The organism is Nocardia sp. NPDC057455, assembly GCF_042802775.1.
GTDB lineage: Bacteria > Actinomycetota > Actinomycetes > Mycobacteriales > Mycobacteriaceae > Nocardia.
The window spans coordinates 1-24,653 of the sequence record NZ_JBHVDM010000102.1 but is presented as its reverse complement, the minus strand read 5'-3'; the positions used below and the strand labels follow the sequence as shown (position 1 = coordinate 24,653).

The window sequence follows — 24,653 nt, the reverse complement described above, 5'->3', positions numbered from 1 at the left end:
TCGGCCCACACCGGCTACTGCATCTCCGGCCGGATGGTGGTCGCCATGGACAACGGCGAGCAACAGGAGTACGGGCCCGGCGACTTCATGATCATTCCACCCGGCCACGACGCGTGGACCGTGGGAGACGAACCCTGCGTCATGCTCGACTGGCAGGGCTTCGCCGACTACGCCAAGCGGTAGGCGGGCCACGGAGCCGCTGATAAAGGGAGGTGAGTGTGGCACTGGCCCAGCAGTTCGCCTCGTGGGTTATCTCCGTCTACCGGTGGGCCGAGCACACCGCCTCCGAATTCCTGTCTGTGACGCAAAAAAAAGAGACACAGGGGGCGACAGCGGCGGTGGTTGGCGGCCGCGACGCTGTCGGTGCACGCGCAGTGGCATCGATCCCCGCGGCGGTGAACCGTGCTGGCGGTGTTGCAGGCTTTTTTGTGGGCGTTGGCGGTGAAGGATCTGCCGCTGAGGCGAGTGGCGGGATCACTCTGTAGCTGGACTGGACTACTCCGTATCCGCGGTCGCCCCGGATAGCCGGTTGCCACCAGTAGGTGCCCACATGCTTGCCCATGAGGGGCGCCTCGCGGGTCTACATTCCTCCGCACCGTTCCGGGCCACAGCCACCCTGGGTCCAGCCGATGTCGACCTGCCAGCCGACTTGTGTCTCGCCAGGTGCGTACACCATGAGGCTGAATGACCTTGTCGCAGTGTCTGTCTGAGGTTGGCTGGACAGACCCACGCGGCGCGGCGCCGACCGGCCCCTTTGGCCACGACCATCGCCGACCTGTTCATCAATACCGATCTGTCTGTCACCCTGTACTGCCACTCGGTCGGCGAATGGGTCGGCCTTGACGCGGTGACCCATCCCATCCCGACGGCATCGGCCTGGCCGAATCGACCCTGTTCGACGAGTTTGGCCTGCGCGCCGAGAAAGGTCACCAGGGCGATACATGCTGAAGCGGCCGTCGCCTGCCCACCGTTAATGAGCGCGGCCACCTTCATCCCCTCGGCGACATGGTCCGGGTCGGCGTCATCGAGCACCACCGCCGCCGATTTGCCGCCCAGTTCGAGGCTCACCCAGCGCAGCGCGGGCGCACTCGCGGCGGCGACCTGGCACGTGCGCATCGGCCTGCGAGCGGGCTTGTCCCCCGCGCGGATTGCCGCGGTCCGTCGAGACTGGAGCGCTGATCTCTGGACGCGGCTGGAGCGGCTGCTACTGACCGCCGCCGACCAGTTGATGGACCGGCACCGCATCGACGGTGACACCTGGACCGAGCTCGGCGCGCACCTCGATACCCGGCAGCTCATGGAACTCATGTTCGTCACCGGCTCCTATCTGTGCCTGGCCATGGTCTTGAACAGCGCCGATCTGCAGCCGGATCCGGGCGCCGAATCGTTGCCCGCCGCACTCGAATTCGCCCCTCGCGACGCGCGCGTCGCGGTCCCGCCGGCACCGGGGGGATCGTCAGCAGGCGGGTGATGGGCAGGCGGCGAGCAGGGCGAGGTCGATCGTCTCGGCCATCGCCCGATAGCCCGCGAGGCTGGGGTGCAGGCGATCCGGGCTCGAATAGACCTCTCGCAGCACGGACGGGTCGGCCGGATCGCGCAGCGCGGCGTCGAAGTCGACGATGCCGTCGGCGAGGTTCTGGGTGCGTATCCAGGCGTTGATCTGCTGCCGGTCGGTCTCGCTGCGGGGCGCCAGGAGTTCGCCGTCGACGAGGGCATCGGAGGCGGGAAGCAGTGTTCCCAGCCAGATCTTCTTGCCGTGCCGGTGCGCTGCGGTGATGAGTTTGTCGTATCCCGCGATCATCGATGCGGCATCGGCGGGCGGCGGCAACCCGAGATCGTTGATGCCCTCCTGCACCAGAACTCCACCGACACCGGCTTGGCCGAGTGCGTCACGTTCGAAGCGCGACAGTCCGCTCGGACCGAGAAGAAGCGGCTCGCCACTGGTGAGCACGCGATTGCTGCCGATTCCGGCGTTGACCACCGAGATCGGAATGCCCGCGTTGTCGAGACGCCGCTGCAGAACGTCGGGATAGCGTCCGTTGGTGTCGGCGACTCCGCGATCGACAGGCACGCTCAAAGCGTTGGCGCCCACGAATCCGTCGGTGATGGAATCACCGAATGCCACCACCGCACGGGTATCGGCGGAGGCGAGTACGTCCAGAGCGGTGACATACAACCAGGAACCGGTCGTGGAGGTGAATCCGTCGGCGCCTGGCTGTCCGGTGAGATCACCGCTACCGGCAGGCGAGTAGAACGAGGTGGCGTTGGCATTCCAGTGTTTGGTCGGCGGCCCCGCCGGATCGGGAACGTAGATACTGACCGCCAACGGCGCGAACGCCGCGACAGTGAACGGTAACGGATCGCTGACGACATCGGCTCCGGCGGGCAGGGTGACGGCTGCCTGCCCGCCGAACAGCACCGGCGCCGCATCCGCCGCCGCCGCGCCCGATAACTGGTTGGCGATGCTCACCCGTGCGAATGTGACCGGCGTCAGCCCGAACCGGTTGGTCAGATGCACGCGCAGTCGCGACCCACCCAGATGCGGAGTGATGACCATCCGAAAAGTCTGGTCGTCGACCGCGAGTGGGATCGGCCCTCCGGCCGCATCGAGGGGAGTCACCGAATCGGTGGGGCTCGCCGTCCACGACGCCACGAAATGTTCCCCGCCGCACCCGGTAGGCTGCGCCCGAGCGACCGCGGTATCTCCCGGGCCCACGACCGCGGCAGAGCCGGCCGCGAGCACGAGGGCAGCGGCCAACGCTGCCCCGCGATCACGAGCACGCCGCCGAATTCGCTTGCGAGAGTCTACATAGACAGAACTCTCGGGAGCCATGGCAGAAGGCTGCACGATCATCACCTCTCCGTCGACGGAATTGCGCGAATCAGATCAGGGTGCCGATGTCGCGGGCGACGATATTGTCCAGTGCGCGTTCGGCGACCGCGGCGATGGTCATCGACGGGTTGCATGCGGCGGTGTTGCCCGGCATGAGTGCTCCGTCGAGGACGTAGAGGCCGGGTTGGTCGTGCACGCGGCCGTCGAGGTCGCAGACCGCGCCCATGCTCGCTCCACCCAGGGGATGCCAGGTCGAGGGGAACAAGGTGTTGGTATCCAGCAGCATGCCGTCAGGACCGGCGATCCTGTGCACGGCCGGGCCGATGTGATTGTCCTGGATGTAGCTGTCACCGTCGGTGGGCCAGTGCAGGATCGCGTCGTCGCGTGCGGAATCGTAGGTGAACGTGCCACGCCCGTCGCTGACCCCGTATCCGACCATCATGGTGCTGCGGGGGTCCAGCGACAAAGGCGGAATGGATGCCTGGATCACTGTGTGGGCGGCGTGCGGATCATCCCAATTCTTGCTGCCGTACACCACCGGACCGCCTTGCGGAGCGCCGAACTCGGCCGAGGGATCGGTCCAGACGTAGATGCGGTCGGCGTTGGTACCCCAGCCATGGCCCAACCCGTCCGGCAGATCGCGGATGAGCCCCTTTGCGCCCGCGCGCACCAACAGCCTGGTGGTGTTGAGACTGCCCGCCGCCAAGATCAACGCACCGGTGGTGAGGACCTTGTTCTCGACCACCGCGCCGGTGGTATCCAGCCGTTGCACATGCACGACCCACCGGCCGTCGGATGCGCGTTCGACGTCGGTGACCTCGTGCAGGGTTTCCACCCGCACCAAACCGGTGGCCTCGGCGGCGGCGATATACGTGACATCGACCGAATGCTTGCCGCCGTTGTTGACCCCCATCGCGCCGTCACCGTTGGTATAGGACGGTTTCATCTCCCCGCGCAACTCCGCCAGCGCGAAATCCCAGTCGATGGGCATCGGGATCTTCGACAGCGGCATCCCTGCCCGCTGGACGCGATCGGCGAAAACTCTTGCGGCCCGGTAGTTCTCAGAGGCGATCAGTTCATCCGGCGCCTCGGCCAAACCGAGCATCCGCGCCACCCGCGGGTAATGAACCCGGTTCATCAACGCCCAGTCGAGTTCTTGGGGAAAGTGGGTGTCGAACACCTCCTGAGCGGGTTGCAGCGACATCCCCTGATACACCAGCGAACCACCACCCACACCCGCCGCGCACAAAGCCGTCATGTTCTCCCCCGGCACCGCTTCCACCAAACCGGTATAGGGCTCGAACACCAACGGACGACCGAACAGATTCGGATTCGACCGGCACCACAACAGACGCTTGTCCGGCGAGGACGCCCGCGGAAAGGTCTCCGCATTCGGCCCCGTCGCCCAACGCAACCCCCGCTCCAAGACCGTCACCGCCACACCCGCCTGCGCCAAACGCAAAGCGCTGACACCACCCCCGAACCCAGAACCCACCACCACCACGCGATGCTCTTCATGAGTCATCGCGACGTTGTTCACCTGCGCGGCGGCGGGAGCGGACGCGCCGAGCGCACGGGAGGCCAAGGCCACGGCACCGGTCGCGGCGACACCGGTCAACAGTGACCGGCGCGAAAATGCAGTCATCACAAATCCTTCGGGGGTATTCGCATGTCGAAAAAGGTCCTGGACGCCGTACGAGTCGGGCTTCGACCGCCGGATCAGGTGGTGTGCGCATGGCACGACATCTCCGCCGCGGGCGATGAGGGGATGGCACGGTGGGCCGGAGACCTTGGTCGGCGCCGATTCGATCGGGCGCAGGGTGTTTCAGTCGAATGTGCAGCCGGTGACGGGTTTGTCGGCCAGGCGATCAAGCAGGTAGGTGATCGCGTTGTCGGGGCCGAATCCGTCGATCATCTCGGGTCCGAAATGGTTGGGGATGGTAGTGCCGGAGAAGATCGGTGGCAGGTCGTTGGTACGGAAGGTGACCGTGGCGCCTTTCGCGCACCAGTCCTCGGCCAGCCGGCGGGCCTGACCATAGGGGACGGTGTCGTCGTTCAAGCCGCTGGTGATCAGCACCGGCGTCGCCGGAAGCAGACTCCCTACCCGCAGTTCAGCCAACGCCGGAGCCGCCTCGGGAATCGCCGCGAGATGCTCGGTGAGCGAGCGGCCGTCGTTGGTCAGCGAACTGGTCTTCACGAAGGGATGGCGGGTGATGATGTCACCGATACATTCGTCGCTGAGCGTTTCCAGCATGGCGCGCCCGGCGGGACTGGTCACCCGGTCGACGGCCTTGTTCAGCTCGGGATAACGCGCGAGCAAACCGTTGATGGCGAACCCGATCGCGCCGCCGATCAACGCCCCGTCGATGCGTTCCAGGATCGCGGCCAGATCCGCGACCGGCCCACCCGCCCACGTGCCTTTGAGATTCAGCTCCGGCGCATACTGCGGCGCCATCTCCGCCGCAGCCGCGGTCGCACCGCCACCTTGGGAATAACCCCACAACACCACCGGAGTCTCGGAACCCGCGCCGGACAGGTTGTGGGCCGCGCGGATCCCGTCCAGCACCGCGTGCGCGGCCTCGATCCGGTTGGCGTAGGTATGTATCCCCGGCGTGCCCAACCCGATGTAATCGGTCACCAGTACCCGGGCACCCAACCCGCTCCACACCACCGAAGCCGGCAGTTCCTGATTCGCCGACAAACTCGGCGAAGGATCGGTGAACACCGTCAACCCAGTAGAGAACGCTACCGACATCGCACACCGATCACCCTGACCCGAGGTGCCCGGAGCGATCACCACCGTCGGGCGCGGACCCGGTCCCTGCCACGGACCGGTCGCGTCGATGAACGTTCCCGACACCGCCACCGGCGACCCGTCCTGCAACCGACTGGTGTACATGACATGCTGCGCCTTACCCGGCCACCCCTTATCCGTCGGCACCGTCGCGAACAACGCCATCGGCGCGGTCTTGACAATCGCACCCGGCTCCACCGGAATCTGCGCAGGCGGGAGATAGAAATCGCTCACCGGGGCCGCGGCCGCCTCCCGGGTATCCACCCCCACCCCCACCACCGCCACCGCGGTAGCACAAGCCGCCACCGCCACCACCGTCATCGCAACGGCCCACCGCCGCCACCCCGACCGAGACTGCCCCTGCTGTCGCTGCATCGATAACTCTCCAAGAACTCCACCCGGCACCGTTGCCAAAGTGTCCTGCGTCGCTATAGCCGTTCGACATGAAGTACGTCACAGCTTGCGACCTACGGAACGGTAACATGGTTACCGCGAAGTTGGAATCGCGCGATGCCAACTTCTGGTGACCGAAGATGCCCGTCGAGGAAGATCGGCGCCTACCGAGCAAGTCAAGAGCAATCATCATCTCGACCTTCTGCGGTCGGCGCCGCAGCGAGTACGGCGGGTTCGGTCGCGGCGATGCGTACACGTCATGACACGGGCACAGGCTCCGCCGCAGGCCGAACGGATGAGACGTGGGAGCCCGCGCGGCGGCCGACGCTACCGAGGCGGTACGCAATATGGGCGCGGTCCGCCGAGCGGGCTGAGATCGGCACCGACCAGGGGATATGGCCAGAGCCCGCTACGGAAGATCTCGATCGCGCCGACCGAGACTCCGGGGGTTGCCGCGGCAATCAACGCCTGCGCCTTGAACGCCCGCGCGGCGACACTCAACCGGTGCAGCACCGGATCGACCCGATACCCGGACGGAGGCGGCCGACCTTCACCCCATACGACCACTTCGACACCGCCGTCGTTCAGCGCCTCGAGCAGGCCCCTGCGCGCCCGGTGATCGCGTTCGCAAACCTTCGCGGCAACAGCCAATGCGTCCGGTCGACGCCCATCGCCCCATGCGGCGAGCGCCGACTCGAGTTCCACCACCTCCGCGCCCAGGATGCGCAGCGGCCGGGTATTCGACATCTCCGCAACGAGCACCGTCACATCCCAGCCCGCGACAGCTCGATCGAACAGCCAGACACCGGCGTGCTCGACGGCATCGGGAATACTGCTGGCGACCACGTCGAGGCGATACCTCATCGCCTCCCCCTCTGCCCGGTGAGGTCACCCGAGGCGGCTGCCGACTCGTGGGTGTCGATCCTCATTCCCGAACGGCCACGGCGCACGATCGCAGGACCACCGCCGCCGCGCTCCGATCGGCACGTGCGCACCCTCCCAATCGGACGTTGTCGATGCATCGAAACCTCCACACGAACTCCACCATCGCGCCTTGCCGTCGGTGTGATCCGAATCGCACAGGGATGAACATGACGTCCATCACAGGAAACCTGTGAACGGTAACACAGTTACTCTTTTTTGCGGCCAGAGCCGCTGTACTGCCGATCGAGGCGACCGCCGTGGTCGCCGACAGCCTTCGTGGCGGGCATCCCGGCGAGCCGGGCGAACAACAGCATGGCACCGGTGTCGGTCGAGGTAGAGCGGTCGCTGTTAGTTGTCGCGGAAGACGTTCAGCGGTGTGTCGGCTTTCATTCCTACAGCGCTTTCGGCAGGGTGGCCCGGTGCCTGATTCGCCGACCGCGGAGGACCTGTCGAGGGAGTTGCGCGGTTGCCGGTGTTGATGGACCAGTGCACCACCGGCACGTGGCTGCCGCGTGCCTTCCTGCCCTCACCCAGTCGAATAGCGAGTGGATGTGCATGCGAACAATGACCGAACTGCAGCAATGGCAAGAATCATATCGCCGCGTTTCTCGACAACGTCACCACGGGGCTTCACCGGATATATCGGAGCAGAGTGAACGGGCTGTGCGACGGTCCGGCGGGAAGGCTCTCTCCGCTGGATCAGGATCTTCCGAGGATGCTCTTTGACGATTGCCACGGCGCCGACAGCGTCGTGGCCCCTTCGATCGAAGTGCCGCGGGCGGGTGCGAACGGGCCGGTTATGCTCAGCGGCCGTGAGGAATTGGACAACCTCATCGCACAATACGGCAGCCGAATCGTTTTTCACGGCTCCCGCGTACCCATTCGCAGGCTCGAACCGCGCCAAGCGAGTTGGAAAGACGGCGCAGGAGGCCGTTTTCCCGACGGCGAGCCCGCTGTTTGTGTCGATGTCGACTACGACGTTCCCATCTTCACTGCCTTGTTCAAGTTTCGGTCTTCCCCGCACGGCATCGATATCCACGCCGACGGCACGCTCACCTACAAGGTCAAAGGGGCCGGTACCGACGACTGGCGGGACTACACCGGCTACGTGCACGTAGTGAACAAGCAGCACTTCGAGCTGGTCGAACTGGAGGTGCCCGACGGGTGGCCCCATCCTCTGGTCGTGCCTCGCACTCCGGAGTGGAGGGCGACCAGCGAGGTCGAGCCGTTCGCCATCGTCAAAGTGACGGTGGAGGACTTTCCGCACCCGATCATCGACTACGACCCCTGACCACGGATCGGATCCCGGGCATACCGAGCTGGGCGGGCAGTTCGGCCGCGATCGTTGGTCCGATTGGAGGCCCTCGTCGGCTGATTCGCTGGTGGATCCAGCGCAGACAGACCTGCGATCCCCCCGGCTTGTTGTCATCGACACTGGAATATGCTGGGGCAGCAGTCGCGCCGAATCGTTCCGGTCGAGCTTCGAGCACGAGCACTACTACCGGCACATACGCAATCGAGGCTGAACTCGTTGCGGCGGTCGACAATGGGATCCGTTGGTAGAACACGGACCGGTGGCCCCCGCGGGATGCTCACCCGGCCCGGCCGCTCTTCTCCCGAAACCCGTCGTCTGCGACGAGAAAGGGTGACACACCTGCGATCTGGCGGACACCGAGCTACGGTTGCTGATCGAGACCCCTTCGGGGGGCGCTGGTTCCGAGGGTGACGACAGCGTCCTGTCTGCGCGACCTCGCAGCCACCGCGTCTCTCTCGGCCCCCTACTTCCCCGGTGACAGCGCCACACGGAAGGCGCACTGCGACACCCGGTGCGCCCGGACGCTGGTCGACGTGGCGGAGCCGGCGTGGTCGGCGGTGGGCCCCTTCGTGCGGCCGTCGGCGGTCAAACCGTGATGCGGGCGAGTGCGCCGGTTTCGAGTGCTGTCCACAATGCCCCGTCGGGACCGAGGGCGATGCCGTGCGGTTCGGCGCCGGGGATGGGCAGGTCGTATGTCTCGATCACGCCATCGGTGGTGATGGACCCGACACGGTTGCCGCCCCACTCTGTAAACCACAGTGCTTTAACCGGTCCGGCGGTAATGGCGTGCGGCCGGGCCGCCCGGTCGGGTAGCGGGAACTCGGTGACCTGGCCATGAGTGGTGATCCGGCCGATCTGTCCGGCGGCGATCTCGACGAACCACAACGCACCGTCCGGCCCCGCGGCGATCCCGACCGGCGCGGCGGCCTCGGTCGGTAGCGGGTGGACGGTGATGGCGCCGTCCATGTCGATCCGCCCGATGGCGTTGGCCTGGTTCAAGGTGAACCACATCCCACCGTCCGGACCGACAGTGATCGCGGACGGGAACGCGCCCGTGGTCGGGAGTGAAAACTCCGTAATCGCACCCTCGGTGGTGACCCGGCCGATGCGATCGGCGGCGGTCTCGGTGAACCACAACGCACCATCCGGTCCGGCGGCGATGCCGAACGGTCCACACTCCCGCAGGGGGAACTCCGTGATCTCGCCCCCTGTCGTGATCCGGCCGATCCGGTGCGCCTGGTACTCGGTGAACCACAACGCACCGTCCGGGCCGGACGCGATCATCGTCGGCCCGCAGTCCGGGTCGAGCTGGTGGTTCTCCGGTTCACCGCCGGGCACCAACCTGCCGATCTGTCCACTCCGGACAAGCGTGTACCACAGGGCGTCGTCCGGGCCCGTGGTGATTGCGTACGGGCCGCCGCCGGGCACGGCGTTGTGCTGGATGGTGGTCATCGGATTCCCTCGGCGATGCGGACGATGTCGGCGGGAGTGCCGGCCATGATGGTGCGGGCGTGCTCGGTGACGAGTTCGGTCGGCCAGTCCCACCAGGCGGCGCGGAGCAGGCGCTCGATGTCGGCATCGTCGAAGCGTCGGCGGATCGGGCGGGCAGGGTTTCCACCGACGATCGTGTACGGCGGCACGTCCGCGGTGACCACCGCGCCCGTCGCGATGATCGCGCCGTCCCCGATCGTGGTACCGGGCATGACGGTGGCCTGGTAGCCGAACCACACGTCGTTGCCGACCACGGTGTCACCCCGGCTGGGCATGCCCATGACGATGTCGAGAGTCTTGTCAGCCCACTCACCACCGAACATGGTGAACGGGAACGTGGACACACCCACCGTCGGGTGCTCTGCGCCGGCCATCAGGAACCGCGTGCCGGCGGCTATCGCGCAGTATCTGCCGATGACCAGCCGCTCCGGACCGTAGGCGTAAAGCACATTGCGGGACTCGAACTCCGTCGCACCGTCCGGGTCGTCATAGTAGGTGTACTCGCCCACCACGATCTTGGGCGAATTGATCAGCGGTGCGAGGAAAACCACCCGCTCGTGCGCGGGCAGGGGATGGACGGTCGTCGGATCAGGTGTCAACTTCCAGCTCCTGGTGAAGGGATGTCTGCGGGAAAAGGGATCGAGGGAGTTGTGGACGCGGCAAGGCGGCCCTGCTCGGTGACCATCACGGCCAGCCCGACGATCACCGCCTGGCCGGCTCGTTGGTGTCGAACATGGTCATCACGCTACGGGCGGCGACGAGATAGGAATCTGTCACGCCTGGTAATCCAGCCCGCGGATCGCCGGTCGGCACAAGTACCGTCGCCACGTGTTGCACGGACGGGAGGAGGAGGTCTCGGTCATCGACCGGTTGCTGGCGGACGGCCGGACCGGTCGCAGCGGGAGCCTGCTCATCACGGGAGTACGCGGCGTCGGCGGCCGATGGGTGCAGGTCATGCGCAGCACGGGGATCGAGTCCGAGGCGCACCTGGGTGAGCGCTAATCGCCGAACCAGCGGAATCGGGGGTGTCCCTATGGTGTTGGTCAAGCTGGATCGGTCGTGGTCGGTTGCGCCGTCGTGGGGTTTCGGTGTCAGTTCAGTCGTAGTATGCCGGCGTCGGTGGTTCGGAACCCGCAGGTCTGTGCTGGCATGGCGGCCAGGACCTCCTCGACCAGGCGTGTGCCCATCCGCGGCGCGTGCTTGGTGGCGATCGTGGGCTCGCCTCCACCCACGTCAACTCCGCAGAACGCGGCATACGTCTGTGCCACTTCGTGAGTTCCTCATCGCGTCGAAACCGGAACGGCCGCTCGATCTGGCGTCAACGCCCGGCACCCACGTTACGAAGAGACCTGCTCTCGGCCCTGTCCCCATCAGCGGTCCGTCGACGCCACCAGCACCCGGCGACACCACCCCCCGGATCATGAGAAAGACAGGGGGAAGAAGTGATACCGGGACTGGCGACCGTGGCCCCGTTCAGGGCCACGAAGAAGGTAGCGGGGTTACTCAGCGGCAGGCTCTGATTCGCGGACGAAGACCTCGAATGCCTCCCGGAGTACCGGCTTCGGCAACGCAGAGCGGCCAATGATCACCTGCCGGGTCATGAAGCCGTCCAACAACGTGACTGCCGCCTCGACAACTGCGAGTGAAGCCCCAGGATTTACCCGCTGAATGTAGTGCGTGGCGAATGCCATGAAACCCTCGCGCCGGATATCGAAGGCCTCCCGCAGGCTTTGGTCGTGCTGAGCTTGGCCCAGCAGATGATGGCGCGCGACGACCCGGGCGCGGGCTTCGCCCGTGGTCATGGCCGCGATGAACCCCACCATTCTGTCCACGAGTTCGGACCTTCCCGGGACCGTGTCAGTGGATTCGAGGTTGAACCACTCGGCGGCCACGGCGAAGTCTTGATCGAACAACTCGTTGAGAGCCAGATCCCACAAACGAGCACGGGTGGGCGCGTAGTAGTTGACCGAACCATGAGGCAGCCCCGCCGCGTCATCGACATTGCGGTGGGTGAAACCACTAGGGCCGTGGGTGCTCAGTACCTTGAGCGCCGCATCGGCCAGCACCGTCCGCCGCGGTCCGGCCAAACGCGCCGAGGCCGGGACGGGTTGCTCCATGGGGGTGAGTCTAGTCGCCGCCGCGTAGGTTCCAGATCCTTCAATCGCCGAACCACAGCGGCGGACGCACCGGGTCAGCCGGGCGAGCCGAGCAGCGAGTTGCCACCCGGTGCACCCGGCCAGCAGTCGTGTTGGGGCTACCCGCAGTTGCCGGGGTCGGTCTTGCCCGTAAGCATCTCCGTCAGCCACTGCTGCGCTGATGCCCACTGAACGTGCTGGGGGGCCAAGTGCCCGACTCCGCTGCGAGGCACAACATCAGGGATCTGTTGCGGCACGAAACGAACATGCCCGCCGACTTCGCACCAGTCGCGCGCCAAAGCCTCCGCTTGCGGGTACGGAACTATATCGTCGGAGGTGGCGCTGTCGAGCCAGAATGTCCCTGACGGCGGGACCAGGCCGAGCTTGTTCTCATCGATGATCCGGCGTGCTTCCGGTGTCCGATTGACAATCTCTACCATGGTTTCGCCGGTGGAGGTGAATTCCGAAGTCTTGCGCATTCCGAATTGTGCGGCTGTTTGGAACAAGCATTGCTCGGCGACCGCGGCCAGCATCGACCTCCCGGCGGCGTTGGTGTATTCCTGGACCACATGCTCGATCTCCGGGTAGACAGCGCGGAATCCGTTCAGCGCATAGCCCACAGCGCCGGTCAGAACCGACCCGTCGATCCTGGCCAAGGTATCGCGCAAGTCCGCCGGCACCGCGCCGCCGTAGCCGGCCACCACCTGTAGTTCGGGGGCATACGAGCCGGCCATCTCCATCGCTGCCGCTGCCGCCCCACCGCCCTGGGAATACCCCCACATCCCGACACGACTGTCCGGTGAGGACCCGCTGCCCGGCAGTTGTGTCGCTGCGCGGACCGCGTCCAGGACCGCCGCCCCCTGGGCGAATCGGTTCACATACGGATGCAGACCTGGGGTGCCCATTCCCTGGTAGTCGGTCATGACGACGTTGATTCCCCGGGCGGTCAGTTCCAGTGCGAGCCGAACTTCGTACTGGGCAACCACCAGACCCGGTTCACCGAAGTCTGCCAGATTCGATAAGAACTTCGACGGCGCACACTGATCACCTTGCCCGACCGTGCCGGGGCCGATAGCCACGATCGGGCGAACCTCACCGCCGGCCCAACCGCTGCGGCTTTGGAAGTAGGTGCCGCTCACAGCGACCATGCCCCCACGAGGATCGGTGCTCCGATACAGGATGCGCTGAGCGGCCAGCGGCATCGACTGACCACCGATCCCGACCTGCATGGGCTCGGTCCGGATCAAGGTTCCCGCCCTCGCACCCCCACCTGGCGGGGGCGGTTGGTAGAAGTCGCCGAACTGGCTGCTGACCAGAGGTTCGGCTACCGCAGTCGGTGTGGCAGGTCCGATTGCTGCCAGTATCGTCACCGCGGCCGCTAGGGCACGCAGCGTGCACACACGCACTGGTTTCGCTGCCCTCACCGACGAATCTCTGTTCTGCTTGGGCCATCTGAACGTGGACACATTTGCGAGCCTTCCTGTTCTCGATTCCGTCGCAATGATTACAACGATCGTTGAGGAAGGTGGGCGGCCCGTGAACCTCTGTGAGACACCACAGCGCCAATCGGGTCCTGGTTAGGAACACAGGTGGCGATGTAACGGCCGCGACTGGCCACATGCATATCTCGCCTCCCTGGATCGCACTGCTCAGGCTTGCGGCGACTCACACTCCTGCTCAACTCGGAAAGTAGGTGCGCCGCCGCGAGATTGGGCTTGCAACATGTCGAGCAGGTCGCAGAGAGTGACAAATGCTCGTCGGCCTCGCCGTCCTCTCCCTCCTCTCCGAGTTCGCCTCCGCCGGCTCCATCGTGTGCCTGGTCGACGACGCGCAGTGGCTGGACCGGCCGTCTGCCGAGGCCTTGCTGTTCGCCGCGCTGCGGCTCGACGCCGAGGGCATCGTGTTGATCATCGCCGCCCGGGCCGGCCTCGCCGCACCCCTACTCGCTCAGCTCGACGAGTCCACCGCTGCCGGGCTGCTGGCCGAGCACGCCGCCACGTTATCGGCCGCCGACCGGTACCGGGTACTGGCGCAGGCGCAGGGCAACCCGCTCGCCCTCCTCTCGCTACCGGCAGCCCTCGGCACCGACCGCCCGTTGGCGCCGGCCAGGCCCTGCCCATGACGGACACGGTCCGCGGCATCCTCGACCAGGCGCCGACCCCGCGACCGGTCCGGGGTTTCGATCACACGTTGAATTGGTTGGGCTCGCCGTCCTCGACGACGTCCGCAGCCGCAACCCTGCGCGAAGCCCTGCTGCGCGCCCGCATCTGAACACCGCGGTTGCCGCAGTATCGACAAGACAGCGAAATGCTGGTCAAAGAACATTCGTGAGCATCACGCGACGCCCTCACGGCTATCGACGCCTTCGTAGCTCAGCGTCAGCGGGCTGCTTCCACTATTGACGAACTGTTGGGTTTATGCAACAGTTCATTGTATGAGTCCCGTGAGACGTGGGAAAAACCTTCCCATTTACAACCGTATCGGGGTATTGCGTGCCGAGCGGAGGATGAGCCGGACCCAGCTCGCCGAGGCGATCGAGGTGAATCCGCAGACGGTCGGGGCGCTGGAACGGGGCGATCACTATCCGAGCCTCGATCTGGCGCTGCGGATCTGCGAAGTGTTCGGCCTGCCGGTCGAGGCGGTGTTCTCGCGGGAGGAATTCGCGCCGCTGTCCACGGCGGTGTACCGGAACGACGGAGGGGATATTCGATGACGCACCCGAATCTGCTGGAGCGCTACCAGGCTCGCCGGACACGCCGGTTCGAGTTCTACGCCGAGCGCTGGGCCCACATGTTGCCGCGGTGGCGGACGCGCCGCCGCCGCAGGCTGCTGGTGGTGGCCCTCGCGACCATGTTCCTGGCTCTGGCGGTCGTCGCGGTGCTGATCGCGTGCGGTCTGGAGCGGGGACCCCTGCTCTGGGCGCCGGTCTGTCTGCTGTTCTTTCCGCTGTGGATATCGCTGCAGATCGTCTCGGGACGCCAAGCCGACGCGCCCGTCGGCGCTCTGGACGAATGGGAGATCGAGCAGCGCAACGCGGCTCGCTCGGTGGGGCTCACCCTCACACAGACGCTGGCGATGATTCCTGCGATCTGGCTGATCGTCGTGGGCGGATTCACCGACCTCGACAATATCCAGGCGGCCTATGCGGGCGGGGTGATGCTGCTGACCGCGCTGCTCGTCGGCGGCTGCACCCCGACGATGATCCTGGCCTGGACCCGGCCCGACGCAGAACCGGAGGACGAGTGATGAACCTACTCGCAGGAGACCTGATGCTGCTGCTTCTCGACGAACGTACTGGGCACCTGATGGCCGATAGCACCCGTACCCCAAGGGTTCTCGCCGGAGCAGTGCTGCTGGACCTGATCGACGCCGGAGCAATTCGCCTGGCCGAGCCGGGCGACGAGGCGAAACGGGGCCGGATCGTGGTGAGCGCGAACAAGAGTGCCGATCCGATATTGGGCGACGCGCTCGCCACGATCGAGGCGGCGCGTCCGATGAAACCCCGAGCCGCGATCGAGAAACTGTCGAAGGGGCTGCAGCCGAAAGTGTTGCACCGGCTGGCGGACGAGGGCCTGGTACACATCGAACACCACCGGACACTGGGCATCTTTCCCCGGACCGCCTGGATGCCGAGCGGACACCGCAAGGAACTGCGGGACCGGCTGACACCGCCGTTCGCACACCCAGACGCCCCCGTCGAGCCTCGCGCCGCCGCCTTGATCTCGCTGTTGTCGGCGGCCGACGCGGCGCCGAAGATCCTCCGCGACCGCGACCGCCGAGTGGTGACGCAGCGGGCCAAGGAGATCGCCGCCGGGGACTGGGCCGCGAAGGCGGCCAGGGACGCCGTGCAGGCGGTCGACGCGGCGCTCACCGCCGCCGTCGTGGTGAGTGCCGTGGTAACGGGCTCAGCGTAGGTTCCGGGCACGGGGACCGAGACTGCCGAAGCCAGTCCGATCGGCGGCTGGCTGCCGCCCGATCATCTCGACCGCAGTCTGCTGCTCTACGACCGCTCGGGACAGTCGCTGGGCTGCGGGCGGTCCGGCTCATCCATCATCGGTGCGGCGGATTTTCGCCGCACCGATGATCGACCCATCGCTTTCGAAGGGCCGATCATGTTTTCACTCAAACTGTTTCGCCGTCTCAGCGTCGCGGTGGCGGCCACCCTCGCGGTCGCCGGGTACGGCGCAGCTCTCGCGCCGACGCCGGCGTCGGCGGCCTACGACTGTCCGGGCGAACTGTTCTGCGGCTACGGCCACCGCAACGGCACCGGCATGTTCGTGCAGGTCGACAACAACTGCCTGCTGCTCGACATCGGCAACGAAGGAAATGGAGATCGTCTGAGCTCGTACTGGAACCGCACCGGAAAGACGGTTGGCGTCTAAGACTGGACTGGTCAGGAGTGGTAACTGCTCGTCTCGGTCCCCGACTACGGCGACCAGCGATCATCCGCACCGACGTAAGTTATAACGTATCTGCGCAACGGTAGATCCAGTCTGCGTGCCGAGTCATGAAGTTTCGCCGATTCATGCTCGGTCTACCAGCGTTTCCGGTGACTGCGCGGACCGAGCCCCGTCGGCGGGCGACCACGTCGGGTCCCGAACAGAAGGTTATTCGCCCGCACGTGTGGTGGATCGTCTAGACTCGTATACGCGGCTACCGGTCCGGGATATTTTGTCCCCGACGCGGACGCGGCGTGTGAATTCGCGTCACCGCTTTCTCCTCTCTGTTTCGGATGAAACTCATACGGTAAGGAGCGGTAAATGACTGCACGATACACGACGATCAATGAGCCGACTCTGCAAGACAAGATCACATACCAGCTGTGCGAGTACGCGAATCTGGTCAACAGCATCAGTAAAGAAGACAGCGACCTGGAGGGCACGCTTCATCAGCAGATCCAGCAGTATCTCGACACCAACCAGGAGGTCATCGGAGGGTGGGAGATCGTCTGGGGTCCGGGAGTTGCGCTGTTCGACACCGACTTGTACGCGGTGAACGCCCTGTACATGGTGCGAAGCACCGAGGATCGCTCCCGGTACGTGATCGCCATGGCCGGCAGCAGCGACGCACTGGTGTTCGACTGGCTCGTCGAGGACTCCTTCATTCTCCAGACGCCGTGGTTCGCGAATAGCGCCGCCTGGCACACGATCGGCACGGCTATCGGGGTGAAAACCCTCATAAATCTCAAACCCTCCGGCCCCCGTCCCGGTGCCGGTCACACCTTGCCCGAGTTCCTGAGCACGCTCGGCGACAAGGCGATCGACCTGACCGTCACCGGCCACAGCCTCGGCGGTGCCCTGTCCCCCACGCTGGCCCTGTTCCTGCGCGATACCCAGTGGCTCTGGGACAATTCCGAGAAAGCCAGGATCAGCGTGCTCTCGACCGCCGGACCCAGTTTCTGCAATCAAGAATTCGTCAACTACACCACCCAACGCCTGCAACGAGTGCAGCGCTACGCCAACGACCTCGACATCGTCCCGCACATGTGGAATCCGCCCGACATCGATGCCGCCAAGGCTCTTTACTCCAAGAACAACCAGCCTGCGCCCGGTGGTATGGAGGTTGTGTTCGACTTGCTCGAGACGCAGGCGTCCGTATCGGGCCAATATGCACACTTCGAACCCGCCAGCGGCGTGTTCCAAGGCACGTTCAACAATGAGATAAATCAAACGCAAGGTTCGACGCCAGGCGAATTGTACTTGCAGCAGGTCGGGTACCAGCACATAGGCGGCTACCATGAGTTCTTCGAAATCGAAGGCGTCCAGTGGCCGCAGGGCGTCGTAGCCCTCCCGCCGGTGGGCACCGACACCGTGATGGGCCGCATCCTGGCCTCGGCCGGTGTACCGCTCGGCGACGGTGACGGGAAGGTACCGGCGAACCGTCGGCCGGTAACCGTCCCGATCAACGGACAGCCCGTGGAGCTGCCCACCGACCACGACAGCCCCGAAGCCAAGAAACTCGTGGACCGCGTCACCGCCGAGTTCGACCCCACCGCCGCATGAACTGATGCCAAGCCCCGCACTCGGTGGCACGCAAGCTTCGAACCGGTACAGCGCGAAAGCGCTTCAACGGCGCAGGACGTGGCGGTCGACTCCGGCGGGCAGTTCGGCGACAACAGATCAGTCGAGGAGGTCCAGCGTCGGCCTCGGCAGTCGGCCGCCACGACTCACCAGCCCAACCATCACACGCACACGCTCGACCGTTCGTACCTGATGATCACCCGGAAATCGCCGGAGACGGACAGCGGCTGTTCGCTGACGGTCTATCGAGTTCGAAATGGACTCTCACACATCAGGAAACAGGCGGACTCAGCGAGATTGCCATGATCCGGAAGCTGACGTCGCCTCGAATCCGAGGATCTTCGTATCGGCGAATTTTGACGTCGTGATGTCGGCGGCGCATGGTGTTCGGCTGCCGTAGTGCACAATCGGGGGTATGGCACGATCTCTGCCCGAGGGCGAATCGCTTCTGGTGCGTACGGACTTCACCGACGACGCGGCCTGGGCCCAAACCCTCGCGGCGGTCATCGCGTCCTACGACGAAGACACGGTGACAGAGCTGACACCCGTAGACGACATGACCTTCGACGGGCTGACCCCCGCCGGCCTAGGTGATCTGGTCGATGGCCAGACCTATGTTTTCCTCGCCGACACCACCACGATGACCGACCCCGAGCACCCGCTGCTGGCGGTCGATACCAGCGACGAGGATGTCCGAGGGGACGGCGACTCGGCGTTCCGGATCGCGCCGATCGCGATGGCCGAGGTCGAGGTCAACTTCCTCCTCTCCAACGTGGACTTCGAGGACTACGCCAGCAGCGTCGACGACGACGGTGTTTTCCGCGGCTTCGATCGGTGAACGCGGCCGGGACTCATGACCGGCCACAGGTCCATCCCCCGTGGAGCTATGGATGGGCGACCGACCCTCGCTGAACGACGGTTTGCCGGTACTGGCCGCACACAGTTGTACACAGTTCCAGCGTTGGGCAACCGGTAACCAGCCAGGTACAAGCCAACCGATGCAGGCCCAGTACGGGTTTCACCGATCGGATCGGTCCGGTCTGATGCGGGGAGTCAGCGGCGTTCACCGATAAGCGACGTCAGCATTCGCTGGCGTAACCAGACAGGCAAAACCGCGCCGAATAGATGGCCCCGAATTCCGACACCGCTGTCGGGACTGACCCCCGTCGAGGTGCGCAAGCCCTACCTCGGTCCGACCACGTCACGTTGGCTGACCGTTCGCACCCCAGCGCGTCCAGCCGAGCGGTCAGAGGGCGAGCATGGCGGCAGCGACCTGGTCGGTCGCGGCGTGCCGCAGGGCGGTACCCATGTCGTCGAGGACGAGCAATCGCGCCGTAGGGATCTCGGCGGCGAGGACCTCGCCGTTGCCGACGGGGAAGAACGGGTCGGCGCGACCGTGCACCACGAGCGAGGGCACGTCGAGCTCACCGAGTCGCTCCCGCCATCGCGGGGCGCAGTCGATCCGGGAGAACACCATCCCGAGCTGGTTCGCCTGGTGCACCGCAGGATCGCTCGACGGTGTCCGGTCCCAGATTCGGGCCGCCGTCACCCGCGCCTGCTGCGGATCGTCGCCCATCGACTCGGCACCCTCGGCGGCGAACGCCGCGACGGCATCCCGGTCGGTCCAGTCCGGCATCGGGTGGGAGAACAACGCGACCATGACCGCGGGGTCGTGGTCGGGCAGGTCCTCGTCGACCGGGCCCGGCGCCACCGGCCGGGTGCCGACGAGGGTCAGCGCGGAGAAGACGTCCGGGTGGTCCAAGGCGGCGACCTGAGCGACCATCCCGCCGACGCCGACCCCACCGAGATGAGCGGTCCCGGCACCGAACACCCCGACCAACGCGGCCGCGTCGGCGACGAGATCCCGCAAGTCGTACGCCGGGTTCTCCGGGTCGAGGGTCGTCGACGCGCCGGAGTCACGCAGGTCGTAGCGGACCACGCGCCGCCCGCCCGACGCGAGCCGCTCGCACAGCGCGTCGGGCCAGGACAACATCGTCGTGCCGCCGACCAGCAGGACCAGCGGATCGTCCTCGCGGCCGAAGCTCTCGATGCCGAGATCCACACCGTTCGCCCGGACCGAGGTCATGCCAAATCGAGACGGTCTCGTCATGCCTGGACTCCTGTCTGTCGGTATATCCAGAGTTATCGACGACGGATCCACCCGAAAATCATCGGTGCAGCCGAAATCGTGTACACACTCCTGCGAAGGCCCCCGATTTCGGCAATACCGGATGTTCTGAGCCGCAGCAGCTCTGGCCCGCCGGCCACTGCGTGTGGCTGCTTCGCTCAGCGCGACATGCGGCATGTCGTGAAGGCGCGGGCGGAACTCACCCCCTGCGGCCACAGCTACGCCGATCTCTGACCTGGGATCGAGGCAAGGAACTGTCCGACTACGCCCGGTTCACCGCCCGCACGGGCATGAAAATCCGAACGCATCGGTAGTCCGTAGGTAGTTCGTCCACAAGGTCGGAGAACGGCCGACCGCCGAGCGCACCAGCTCACGCCGTAGAGAAACTTCCGGTCCTTTTTTGCTGGGCATGGTGTTGCGCCTGTGGCGACTGACCAGAGGTCGAGACGGGTTGGACGACCCACCAGGCGATCGCGGTCCATATCGAAGACAGCAGGACCGCTCCGATGACGTCGGTGGGATGGTGCGCACCGGCGTAGATGCGCTGCACGCCCACCAGCACGGGGATCAGGATCGGTGCGGCGGCGAAGAGCCGGTACCGGCCTCGGCGGGTGGCGGTCCACAGGAGTGCGGCGGTACCTCCGTAAAGCGTCAGCGAGGCAGCGACATGCCCGGAGGGGAAACTCGCGGTGGGTGGAAGCTCGGGATCGAGGTGTGGGACATGAGGGCGGTCACGGTCGACGATCGCGGCGGTGGTGAGAAACAGCGTGATCTCACCCAGCAGTGCGATGCCGAGGAACAACACCGGTCGCCAGCTGCGCAGGAGGCCAACCGCAAGTGCGGCGACGATCAGGGCGATTGTGATGACCGCGGTGGTATTGCCGAGTTCGCCGAACACTCCGAGGACGGAGGTGAGCGTGGGGTCACGGTGCTCGGCGAGCGCCGCCGCAACGCCATGGTCCCACCGCAGGACAGGGGTCTCGGGCTCCGGGGCGCGCACCAGCATGCCGATTCCGACGAGCAGCCCGACGAGCAGCACCCACGCGACCGCCAGCTCGCTGATCCCGCGCCATGGGTGGGGCAGGGTGGGCGGATGCCGAAGCGGGACCGGCCGCAAGTCGTCTTCGTCGGCCGGCGGTACGTCACCGGGTAGCGGGCCTGCGTTGTCGACTTGCGCGTCGCCACGCCATCGGTGGAACGCGACGGTGGCCAGCACGAGCCAGAGCGACCCGAGTAGCCAGCCCGCGAGGACGTCGGTGAGGTAGTGCACGCCAAGGGCTATCCGGCTGAGCCCGATCCCGATCACGATCAGGACTGCGAACCCGACCAGCGCGCGGCGTGGGCCGGCTTGCAGGGTGGGCGCGAAAACCAGCAGGACAACGCCGTAGCACACGAGTGAGCCCATCGCGTGTCCACTGGGGAAACTCCACCCGCCTGTGCTGTAGACGGGAGTCTCCACCACCGGACGTAGCCGTTCGACAAGCTCTTTCACGACCGGGTTGAGAATCAGTCCGCCCGCGCCTGTGACCACCACGTAGACGGCGAGTCGTGGTAGACCACGCAGCAGCAGCCAGAGCCCGCCGACGGCGAGCGCGAGGACCAGCGTGCCGGTCCCTCCGAGATCGGTGATGCCGATGAGAATCCTCCGCAGGATCCTGTTCTCCGCCACGACGGAGATCAGGCTGTCCGTGACCGCCGGATCCGCGGTCTGCAGGGGTGCCCACCGCGCCCGGACCAGTGCTGTGAGTACACCGAACCCGATACCGACAGCCGCCACGCCCAGCAACGCCGCGGTACTGCGGACAGCGAATCGTTCTGCGGCCACGGCCTCACTTCGATGGCCCGGGCCACCGGGGCGGTCAGCGCCAGTCGTGGCATACCTGTCGTGCCGGTCGACAGACAACGCAACACCTCCTGCGATCGTGCGACACCCCGCCGTGCGGCGAAGACCAACGACAGGCCGCCACAGCACCTTCGGGTCCGGATATCGTTCGTTGTCCACGGTTTCCCGTTGGCAGCGGCCGCAATCAATCCGGAAAGTCGTGGGTCGACAGTCCCCGCGATCTCCGCCCGGTGATGATGCCTTCGGGGCTGCGGACGTAGTCGATGCGGGCGGCCAGCTCCGTCAGGTGCTCACCGGCGTGATGCGGCACCCGCGGTGCCGCGTCCGCACGACGGAAGGGGCGATTACTGCTTGCGTACGACCAATTCCAGCGCGATGTTGTCCGGGTCGCGGAATTCCAGAATGTACATGGGACCGAGGTCTTTCACCCCCGCGTGCGCAATGCCGAGTTCGTCGAGCAAGGCAGCCGCCGAATCGAGATCCGCCCGAGTGGCGAGGGCGAAGGCGAGGTGGTCGAGTCCTACTCGATCTTCGTCGAACTCGTCGCTGGCGACAGGGCGAAGTCCGAGCAGTGCATCACCCATCTGGTAGATCACACCGCCGAAGAGGAACCCGAATCGCGCACGGGTGGCTTCGTCCGCGTCCGCGGGACATTCCCAAGCGATCGGCCATCCGAAGACGGCGTCGTAGAAGGCCCGGGATCTGTCGATGTCGGTCACTGTCAAGCGGGCATGGTCGAACGAACTGGTGGCGATCGGCATGCTCGAAATTCTGTCATGATCATCCGGCTACGTTCAGTGAGCTAACCGCGAAGCCCGCCACTCCGTCGTCCATGACTCCGGGACGTGCAGTTCTCGACGCGGGTGAACCGTTCCCCGCTTCTCGCCATCAACGAATGCAGCTCGGCCGCAGGCACCAAACCATGCGAGTGCAGTTGCACTATCAGAAGTAGCTGCCCCGAGGTCGGACCGCTACCAGGCGCCAGCGCCGTCGGCTACGTCGCTGGTGGATCACCCTTTCGAGAGTGACGGGGTGCCTCGGTATCCCCTGGCCGATCTCCAGCGAGCACGGTGCAGTGGCACCCACGCATCGGCGATAGCCCAGTGGGAGTAGATCGGGCCACTCGTCGATCGAAGTCACCGCCGAACCAGGCCCGGGCGAGCGCCGGGGAGGTTCGGCTGTATCCGCCGAGTGTGCCGTGTCCAGCGATCACTGCTGGACACGGCACTCGTGCTCAGCTCAGTGTGAACGTCGCCGTACCCGAGATCTGCTCCATCTCCCTGTCGTTCGCGTCCAGCGCGACGATCCGAGCCTCCACCCGGCCGACGCCCGGCGCGGTGCCGAAACCGACGATCACGCCGTCCACCGTGTTCTGGACGACACCGTTCACGACGCGGTGCTGTTGCCCGTCCGCGTACCCGGTGTCCAGGTTCTTGAAGCGCACAGCGACTTTCCAGTCTGCGCAGCTTTCCCCGGTCTGGGTGACATTCACCCGCACGCCGAACGTGCCGGGCTGCTCCTGCCGTACGGTGACCGCGTCGATGATCGCGGAACAGCTGGTCGGAACCAGACGCGTCAGGGTCGGCGAGAACGGGAAGCCTGGGTCATGCGGAATGGCGGTAGAGGGCGCTGCGAGCCCGACCATCCCGGCGGCGGTCACCGCTGCGATGACACCGGCACGAGCCGAAAACTGTTGCAGCTGCTTCCGATTGAGAGTCATGCCCGGTGTGTCGGTCACCAACAGCCGTTGTTACGCACAGTAGTGCGTTAGTAAAATCACTGTAACACCCGGAACAGATCTGTTGATGATCTCATCCACCAGGTGGGTCACTGGTCACGATCCGACGGTCGTCTCCAGCTCGCTCAAGTAGGCGCGGTGGCCTGTCGCGCGCTCGAACTTCCACAACTGCGCTTCGAACGCCGCTTCGCCCGACCGACGCCGGCCTGGACATCCCCCCGGCACGCCGGGCGATCTCTTGCCCGGAATGCGGTCGAACGCCGCGCGGGAAGCGGTCGTGAAACATGTGCTCAGTCCGGTCCGATACTCCGCGGCAAAGTCTTTCGATGTTCGGACTCCGAGGAGCCGCGATATGCAGGCAGCAGCAACCCTGCTGGTGTTCGTGTGGCTGGCGATGGTCGTTGTCGGCGGGATAGGTCTTGTACGAGGACATCTCGACTGGGCTCGTATCCGCAACCGCAAGCAGGCCGGCGGGCTGCTTGCTGCGTCATTCCTGGTTCTGTTGTTGATCGGCGTCATCACCCCCGAAAAACAGTCACACGAAACCACCACGCCGCCGTCGAACACTCCAGCACCAGCCACGCAGACGACTGCGGCGTCCACAACGCCAACGGCAACCATCACCGTCGAGCAGCCCCCACCTCAACCATTCGTTCCAGCCCCTGCGTCTACCCCGGCTCCCGCACCAACTGCGGTGCCGGCTCCGCCCCCCGCACCGGCGCCGACTCCGACCGCTGCACCGGCTCCGCCCCGGCCTCCTTCATCTGCCAGTGTCTTCTATCCCGACTGCGACGCAGCTCGCGCCGCGGGCGCCGCGCCTTTGCGCCGCGGCGAGCCCGGCTACAGACCACAGTTGGATAGCGACCACGATGGCGTGGCCTGCGAAGTTCGCCGCCGCTGACGGAAAGTTGCCGCGCCACTCGATGTTTCGTTTTACGCCCGGATGCGATGACGGCCACCTGGTGCGGCGCCCGGACCGGGGCGCGGCGGACCAGATGGCCGCTGGATCGATTGCCGCCAACCCGACGGGCGACCGATC

Annotated in this window: 28 protein-coding genes; 14 read left to right on the top strand and 14 right to left on the bottom strand. The window is 65.8% G+C overall.

Annotated elements, in window-relative coordinates:
- Positions 1-183: cupin domain-containing protein (locus ACFU5M_RS29305; protein WP_379054127.1), on the top strand; the 183-nt coding region annotated here is incomplete at its 5' end.
- Between the two features lie 35 nt (positions 184-218).
- Positions 219-485 (top strand): hypothetical protein, encoded by a 267-nt coding sequence (locus tag ACFU5M_RS29300; RefSeq protein WP_379054126.1) that lies wholly within the window; start codon positions 219-221, stop codon positions 483-485.
- Between the two features lie 10 nt (positions 486-495).
- Here the strand turns inward: ACFU5M_RS29300 and ACFU5M_RS29295 are convergent, their stop codons facing one another.
- Positions 496-1,116: an aldehyde dehydrogenase family protein gene (locus tag ACFU5M_RS29295; protein WP_379054125.1), complete on the bottom strand. Its 621-nt coding sequence runs from the start codon at positions 1,114-1,116 to the stop codon at positions 496-498.
- Between ACFU5M_RS29295 and ACFU5M_RS29290 the strand changes: the two genes are divergently transcribed.
- On the top strand, positions 1,109-1,471 hold the full coding sequence (locus ACFU5M_RS29290) for a carboxymuconolactone decarboxylase family protein (protein WP_379054124.1): 363 nt from the start codon (positions 1,109-1,111) through the stop codon (positions 1,469-1,471). The genes ACFU5M_RS29295 and ACFU5M_RS29290 overlap by 8 nt on opposite strands.
- Here the strand turns inward: ACFU5M_RS29290 and ACFU5M_RS29285 are convergent.
- The 4 genes from ACFU5M_RS29285 to ACFU5M_RS29270 all read right to left on the bottom strand — a co-directional run bounded on the left by ACFU5M_RS29285 (position 1,457) and on the right by ACFU5M_RS29270 (position 6,884).
- Entirely contained in the window at positions 1,457-2,557 is a 1,101-nt protein-coding gene (locus ACFU5M_RS29285; protein WP_379054123.1) for a GDSL-type esterase/lipase family protein, read from the bottom strand. The two genes, ACFU5M_RS29290 and ACFU5M_RS29285, sit on opposite strands and share 15 nt — an antisense overlap.
- Before the next feature lie 325 nt (positions 2,558-2,882).
- Entirely contained in the window at positions 2,883-4,478 is a 1,596-nt protein-coding gene (locus ACFU5M_RS29280; protein WP_379054122.1) for a GMC oxidoreductase, read from the bottom strand.
- A gap of 180 nt (positions 4,479-4,658) precedes the next feature.
- Positions 4,659-5,948 (bottom strand): lipase family protein, encoded by a 1,290-nt coding sequence (locus ACFU5M_RS29275; protein WP_379054121.1) that lies wholly within the window; start codon positions 5,946-5,948, stop codon positions 4,659-4,661.
- 399 nt (positions 5,949-6,347) lie between these two features.
- Positions 6,348-6,884 carry a hypothetical protein gene (locus ACFU5M_RS29270; RefSeq protein ID WP_379054120.1) on the bottom strand — a complete coding sequence of 179 codons (537 nt, stop codon included), beginning with the start codon at positions 6,882-6,884 and terminating at the stop codon, positions 6,348-6,350.
- Between the two features lie 712 nt (positions 6,885-7,596).
- Between ACFU5M_RS29270 and ACFU5M_RS29265 the strand changes: the two genes are divergently transcribed.
- Positions 7,597-8,235, top strand: coding sequence for a hypothetical protein (locus ACFU5M_RS29265; protein ID WP_379054119.1), 639 nt, complete (start codon positions 7,597-7,599; stop codon positions 8,233-8,235).
- Positions 8,236-8,844: 609 nt separating this feature from the next.
- Here ACFU5M_RS29265 and ACFU5M_RS29260 read toward each other — a convergent pair.
- A complete protein-coding gene (locus tag ACFU5M_RS29260) occupies positions 8,845-9,711 on the bottom strand; it encodes a virginiamycin B lyase (RefSeq protein WP_379054118.1) in 867 nt (288 codons plus the stop codon).
- On the bottom strand, positions 9,708-10,349 hold the full coding sequence (locus tag ACFU5M_RS29255; protein ID WP_379054117.1) for a CatB-related O-acetyltransferase: 642 nt from the start codon (positions 10,347-10,349) through the stop codon (positions 9,708-9,710). The genes ACFU5M_RS29260 and ACFU5M_RS29255 overlap by 4 nt, the downstream gene beginning before the upstream one ends.
- A 229-nt stretch (positions 10,350-10,578) precedes the next feature.
- Between ACFU5M_RS29255 and ACFU5M_RS29250 the strand changes: the two genes are divergently transcribed.
- Positions 10,579-10,752, top strand: a complete 174-nt coding sequence (locus tag ACFU5M_RS29250; protein WP_379054116.1) for a hypothetical protein — start codon at positions 10,579-10,581, stop codon at positions 10,750-10,752.
- 89 nt (positions 10,753-10,841) lie between these two features.
- Here the strand turns inward: ACFU5M_RS29250 and ACFU5M_RS29245 are convergent, their stop codons facing one another.
- The 3 genes from ACFU5M_RS29245 to ACFU5M_RS29235 all read right to left on the bottom strand — a co-directional run bounded on the left by ACFU5M_RS29245 (position 10,842) and on the right by ACFU5M_RS29235 (position 13,132).
- Positions 10,842-11,018 carry a hypothetical protein gene (locus ACFU5M_RS29245; RefSeq protein WP_379054115.1) on the bottom strand — a complete coding sequence of 59 codons (177 nt, stop codon included), beginning with the start codon at positions 11,016-11,018 and terminating at the stop codon, positions 10,842-10,844.
- A 231-nt stretch (positions 11,019-11,249) separates the two neighbouring features.
- The gene (locus ACFU5M_RS29240; protein ID WP_379054114.1) at positions 11,250-11,867 is read right to left on the bottom strand and encodes a TetR/AcrR family transcriptional regulator; all 618 of its coding nucleotides are present in this window, start codon (positions 11,865-11,867) and stop codon (positions 11,250-11,252) included.
- A 137-nt stretch (positions 11,868-12,004) separates the two neighbouring features.
- Positions 12,005-13,132: a lipase family protein gene (locus ACFU5M_RS29235; protein ID WP_379054113.1), complete on the bottom strand. Its 1,128-nt coding sequence runs from the start codon at positions 13,130-13,132 to the stop codon at positions 12,005-12,007.
- Between the two features lie 503 nt (positions 13,133-13,635).
- Here ACFU5M_RS29235 and ACFU5M_RS29230 point away from each other — a divergent pair.
- The 8 genes from ACFU5M_RS29230 (at position 13,636) to ACFU5M_RS29195 (ending at position 18,743) form a co-directional block, all read left to right on the top strand.
- Positions 13,636-14,007, top strand: a complete 372-nt coding sequence (locus tag ACFU5M_RS29230; RefSeq protein WP_379054112.1) for a hypothetical protein — start codon at positions 13,636-13,638, stop codon at positions 14,005-14,007.
- Positions 14,004-14,156: a hypothetical protein gene (locus ACFU5M_RS29225; protein ID WP_379054111.1), complete on the top strand. Its 153-nt coding sequence runs from the start codon at positions 14,004-14,006 to the stop codon at positions 14,154-14,156. Before ACFU5M_RS29230 ends, ACFU5M_RS29225 begins: the two co-directional genes overlap by 4 nt.
- A 163-nt stretch (positions 14,157-14,319) precedes the next feature.
- Positions 14,320-14,598, top strand: coding sequence for a helix-turn-helix transcriptional regulator (locus tag ACFU5M_RS29220; protein WP_379054110.1), 279 nt, complete (start codon positions 14,320-14,322; stop codon positions 14,596-14,598).
- Entirely contained in the window at positions 14,595-15,131 is a 537-nt protein-coding gene (locus ACFU5M_RS29215; RefSeq protein WP_379054109.1) for a hypothetical protein, read from the top strand. The genes ACFU5M_RS29220 and ACFU5M_RS29215 overlap by 4 nt, the downstream gene beginning before the upstream one ends.
- Positions 15,131-15,799: a GPP34 family phosphoprotein gene (locus ACFU5M_RS29210; protein WP_379054108.1), complete on the top strand. Its 669-nt coding sequence runs from the start codon at positions 15,131-15,133 to the stop codon at positions 15,797-15,799. Before ACFU5M_RS29215 ends, ACFU5M_RS29210 begins: the two co-directional genes overlap by 1 nt.
- 198 nt (positions 15,800-15,997) lie before the next feature.
- Positions 15,998-16,267 carry a peptidase inhibitor family I36 protein gene (locus ACFU5M_RS29205; RefSeq protein WP_379054107.1) on the top strand — a complete coding sequence of 90 codons (270 nt, stop codon included), beginning with the start codon at positions 15,998-16,000 and terminating at the stop codon, positions 16,265-16,267.
- 378 nt (positions 16,268-16,645) lie between these two features.
- Positions 16,646-17,887 carry a hypothetical protein gene (locus ACFU5M_RS29200; protein ID WP_379054106.1) on the top strand — a complete coding sequence of 414 codons (1,242 nt, stop codon included), beginning with the start codon at positions 16,646-16,648 and terminating at the stop codon, positions 17,885-17,887.
- A gap of 433 nt (positions 17,888-18,320) precedes the next feature.
- Entirely contained in the window at positions 18,321-18,743 is a 423-nt protein-coding gene (locus ACFU5M_RS29195; RefSeq protein WP_379054105.1) for a DUF6924 domain-containing protein, read from the top strand.
- Between the two features lie 408 nt (positions 18,744-19,151).
- Here the strand turns inward: ACFU5M_RS29195 and ACFU5M_RS29190 are convergent, their stop codons facing one another.
- The 4 genes from ACFU5M_RS29190 to ACFU5M_RS29175 all read right to left on the bottom strand — a co-directional run bounded on the left by ACFU5M_RS29190 (position 19,152) and on the right by ACFU5M_RS29175 (position 23,596).
- Entirely contained in the window at positions 19,152-19,991 is an 840-nt protein-coding gene (locus tag ACFU5M_RS29190) for an alpha/beta fold hydrolase (RefSeq protein WP_379054128.1), read from the bottom strand.
- Between the two features lie 412 nt (positions 19,992-20,403).
- A complete protein-coding gene (locus tag ACFU5M_RS29185) occupies positions 20,404-21,858 on the bottom strand; it encodes a phosphatase PAP2 family protein (protein WP_379054104.1) in 1,455 nt (484 codons plus the stop codon).
- Between the two features lie 362 nt (positions 21,859-22,220).
- A complete protein-coding gene (locus ACFU5M_RS29180) occupies positions 22,221-22,637 on the bottom strand; it encodes a VOC family protein (RefSeq protein ID WP_379054103.1) in 417 nt (138 codons plus the stop codon).
- Positions 22,638-23,110: 473 nt separating this feature from the next.
- Positions 23,111-23,596, bottom strand: a complete 486-nt coding sequence (locus ACFU5M_RS29175; RefSeq protein ID WP_379054102.1) for a hypothetical protein — start codon at positions 23,594-23,596, stop codon at positions 23,111-23,113.
- Between the two features lie 265 nt (positions 23,597-23,861).
- On the opposite strand from ACFU5M_RS29175, the gene ACFU5M_RS29170 reads away from it, so the two are divergent.
- Entirely contained in the window at positions 23,862-24,515 is a 654-nt protein-coding gene (locus ACFU5M_RS29170) for an excalibur calcium-binding domain-containing protein (RefSeq protein ID WP_379054101.1), read from the top strand.
- Positions 24,516-24,653: the final 138 nt, after the last annotated feature.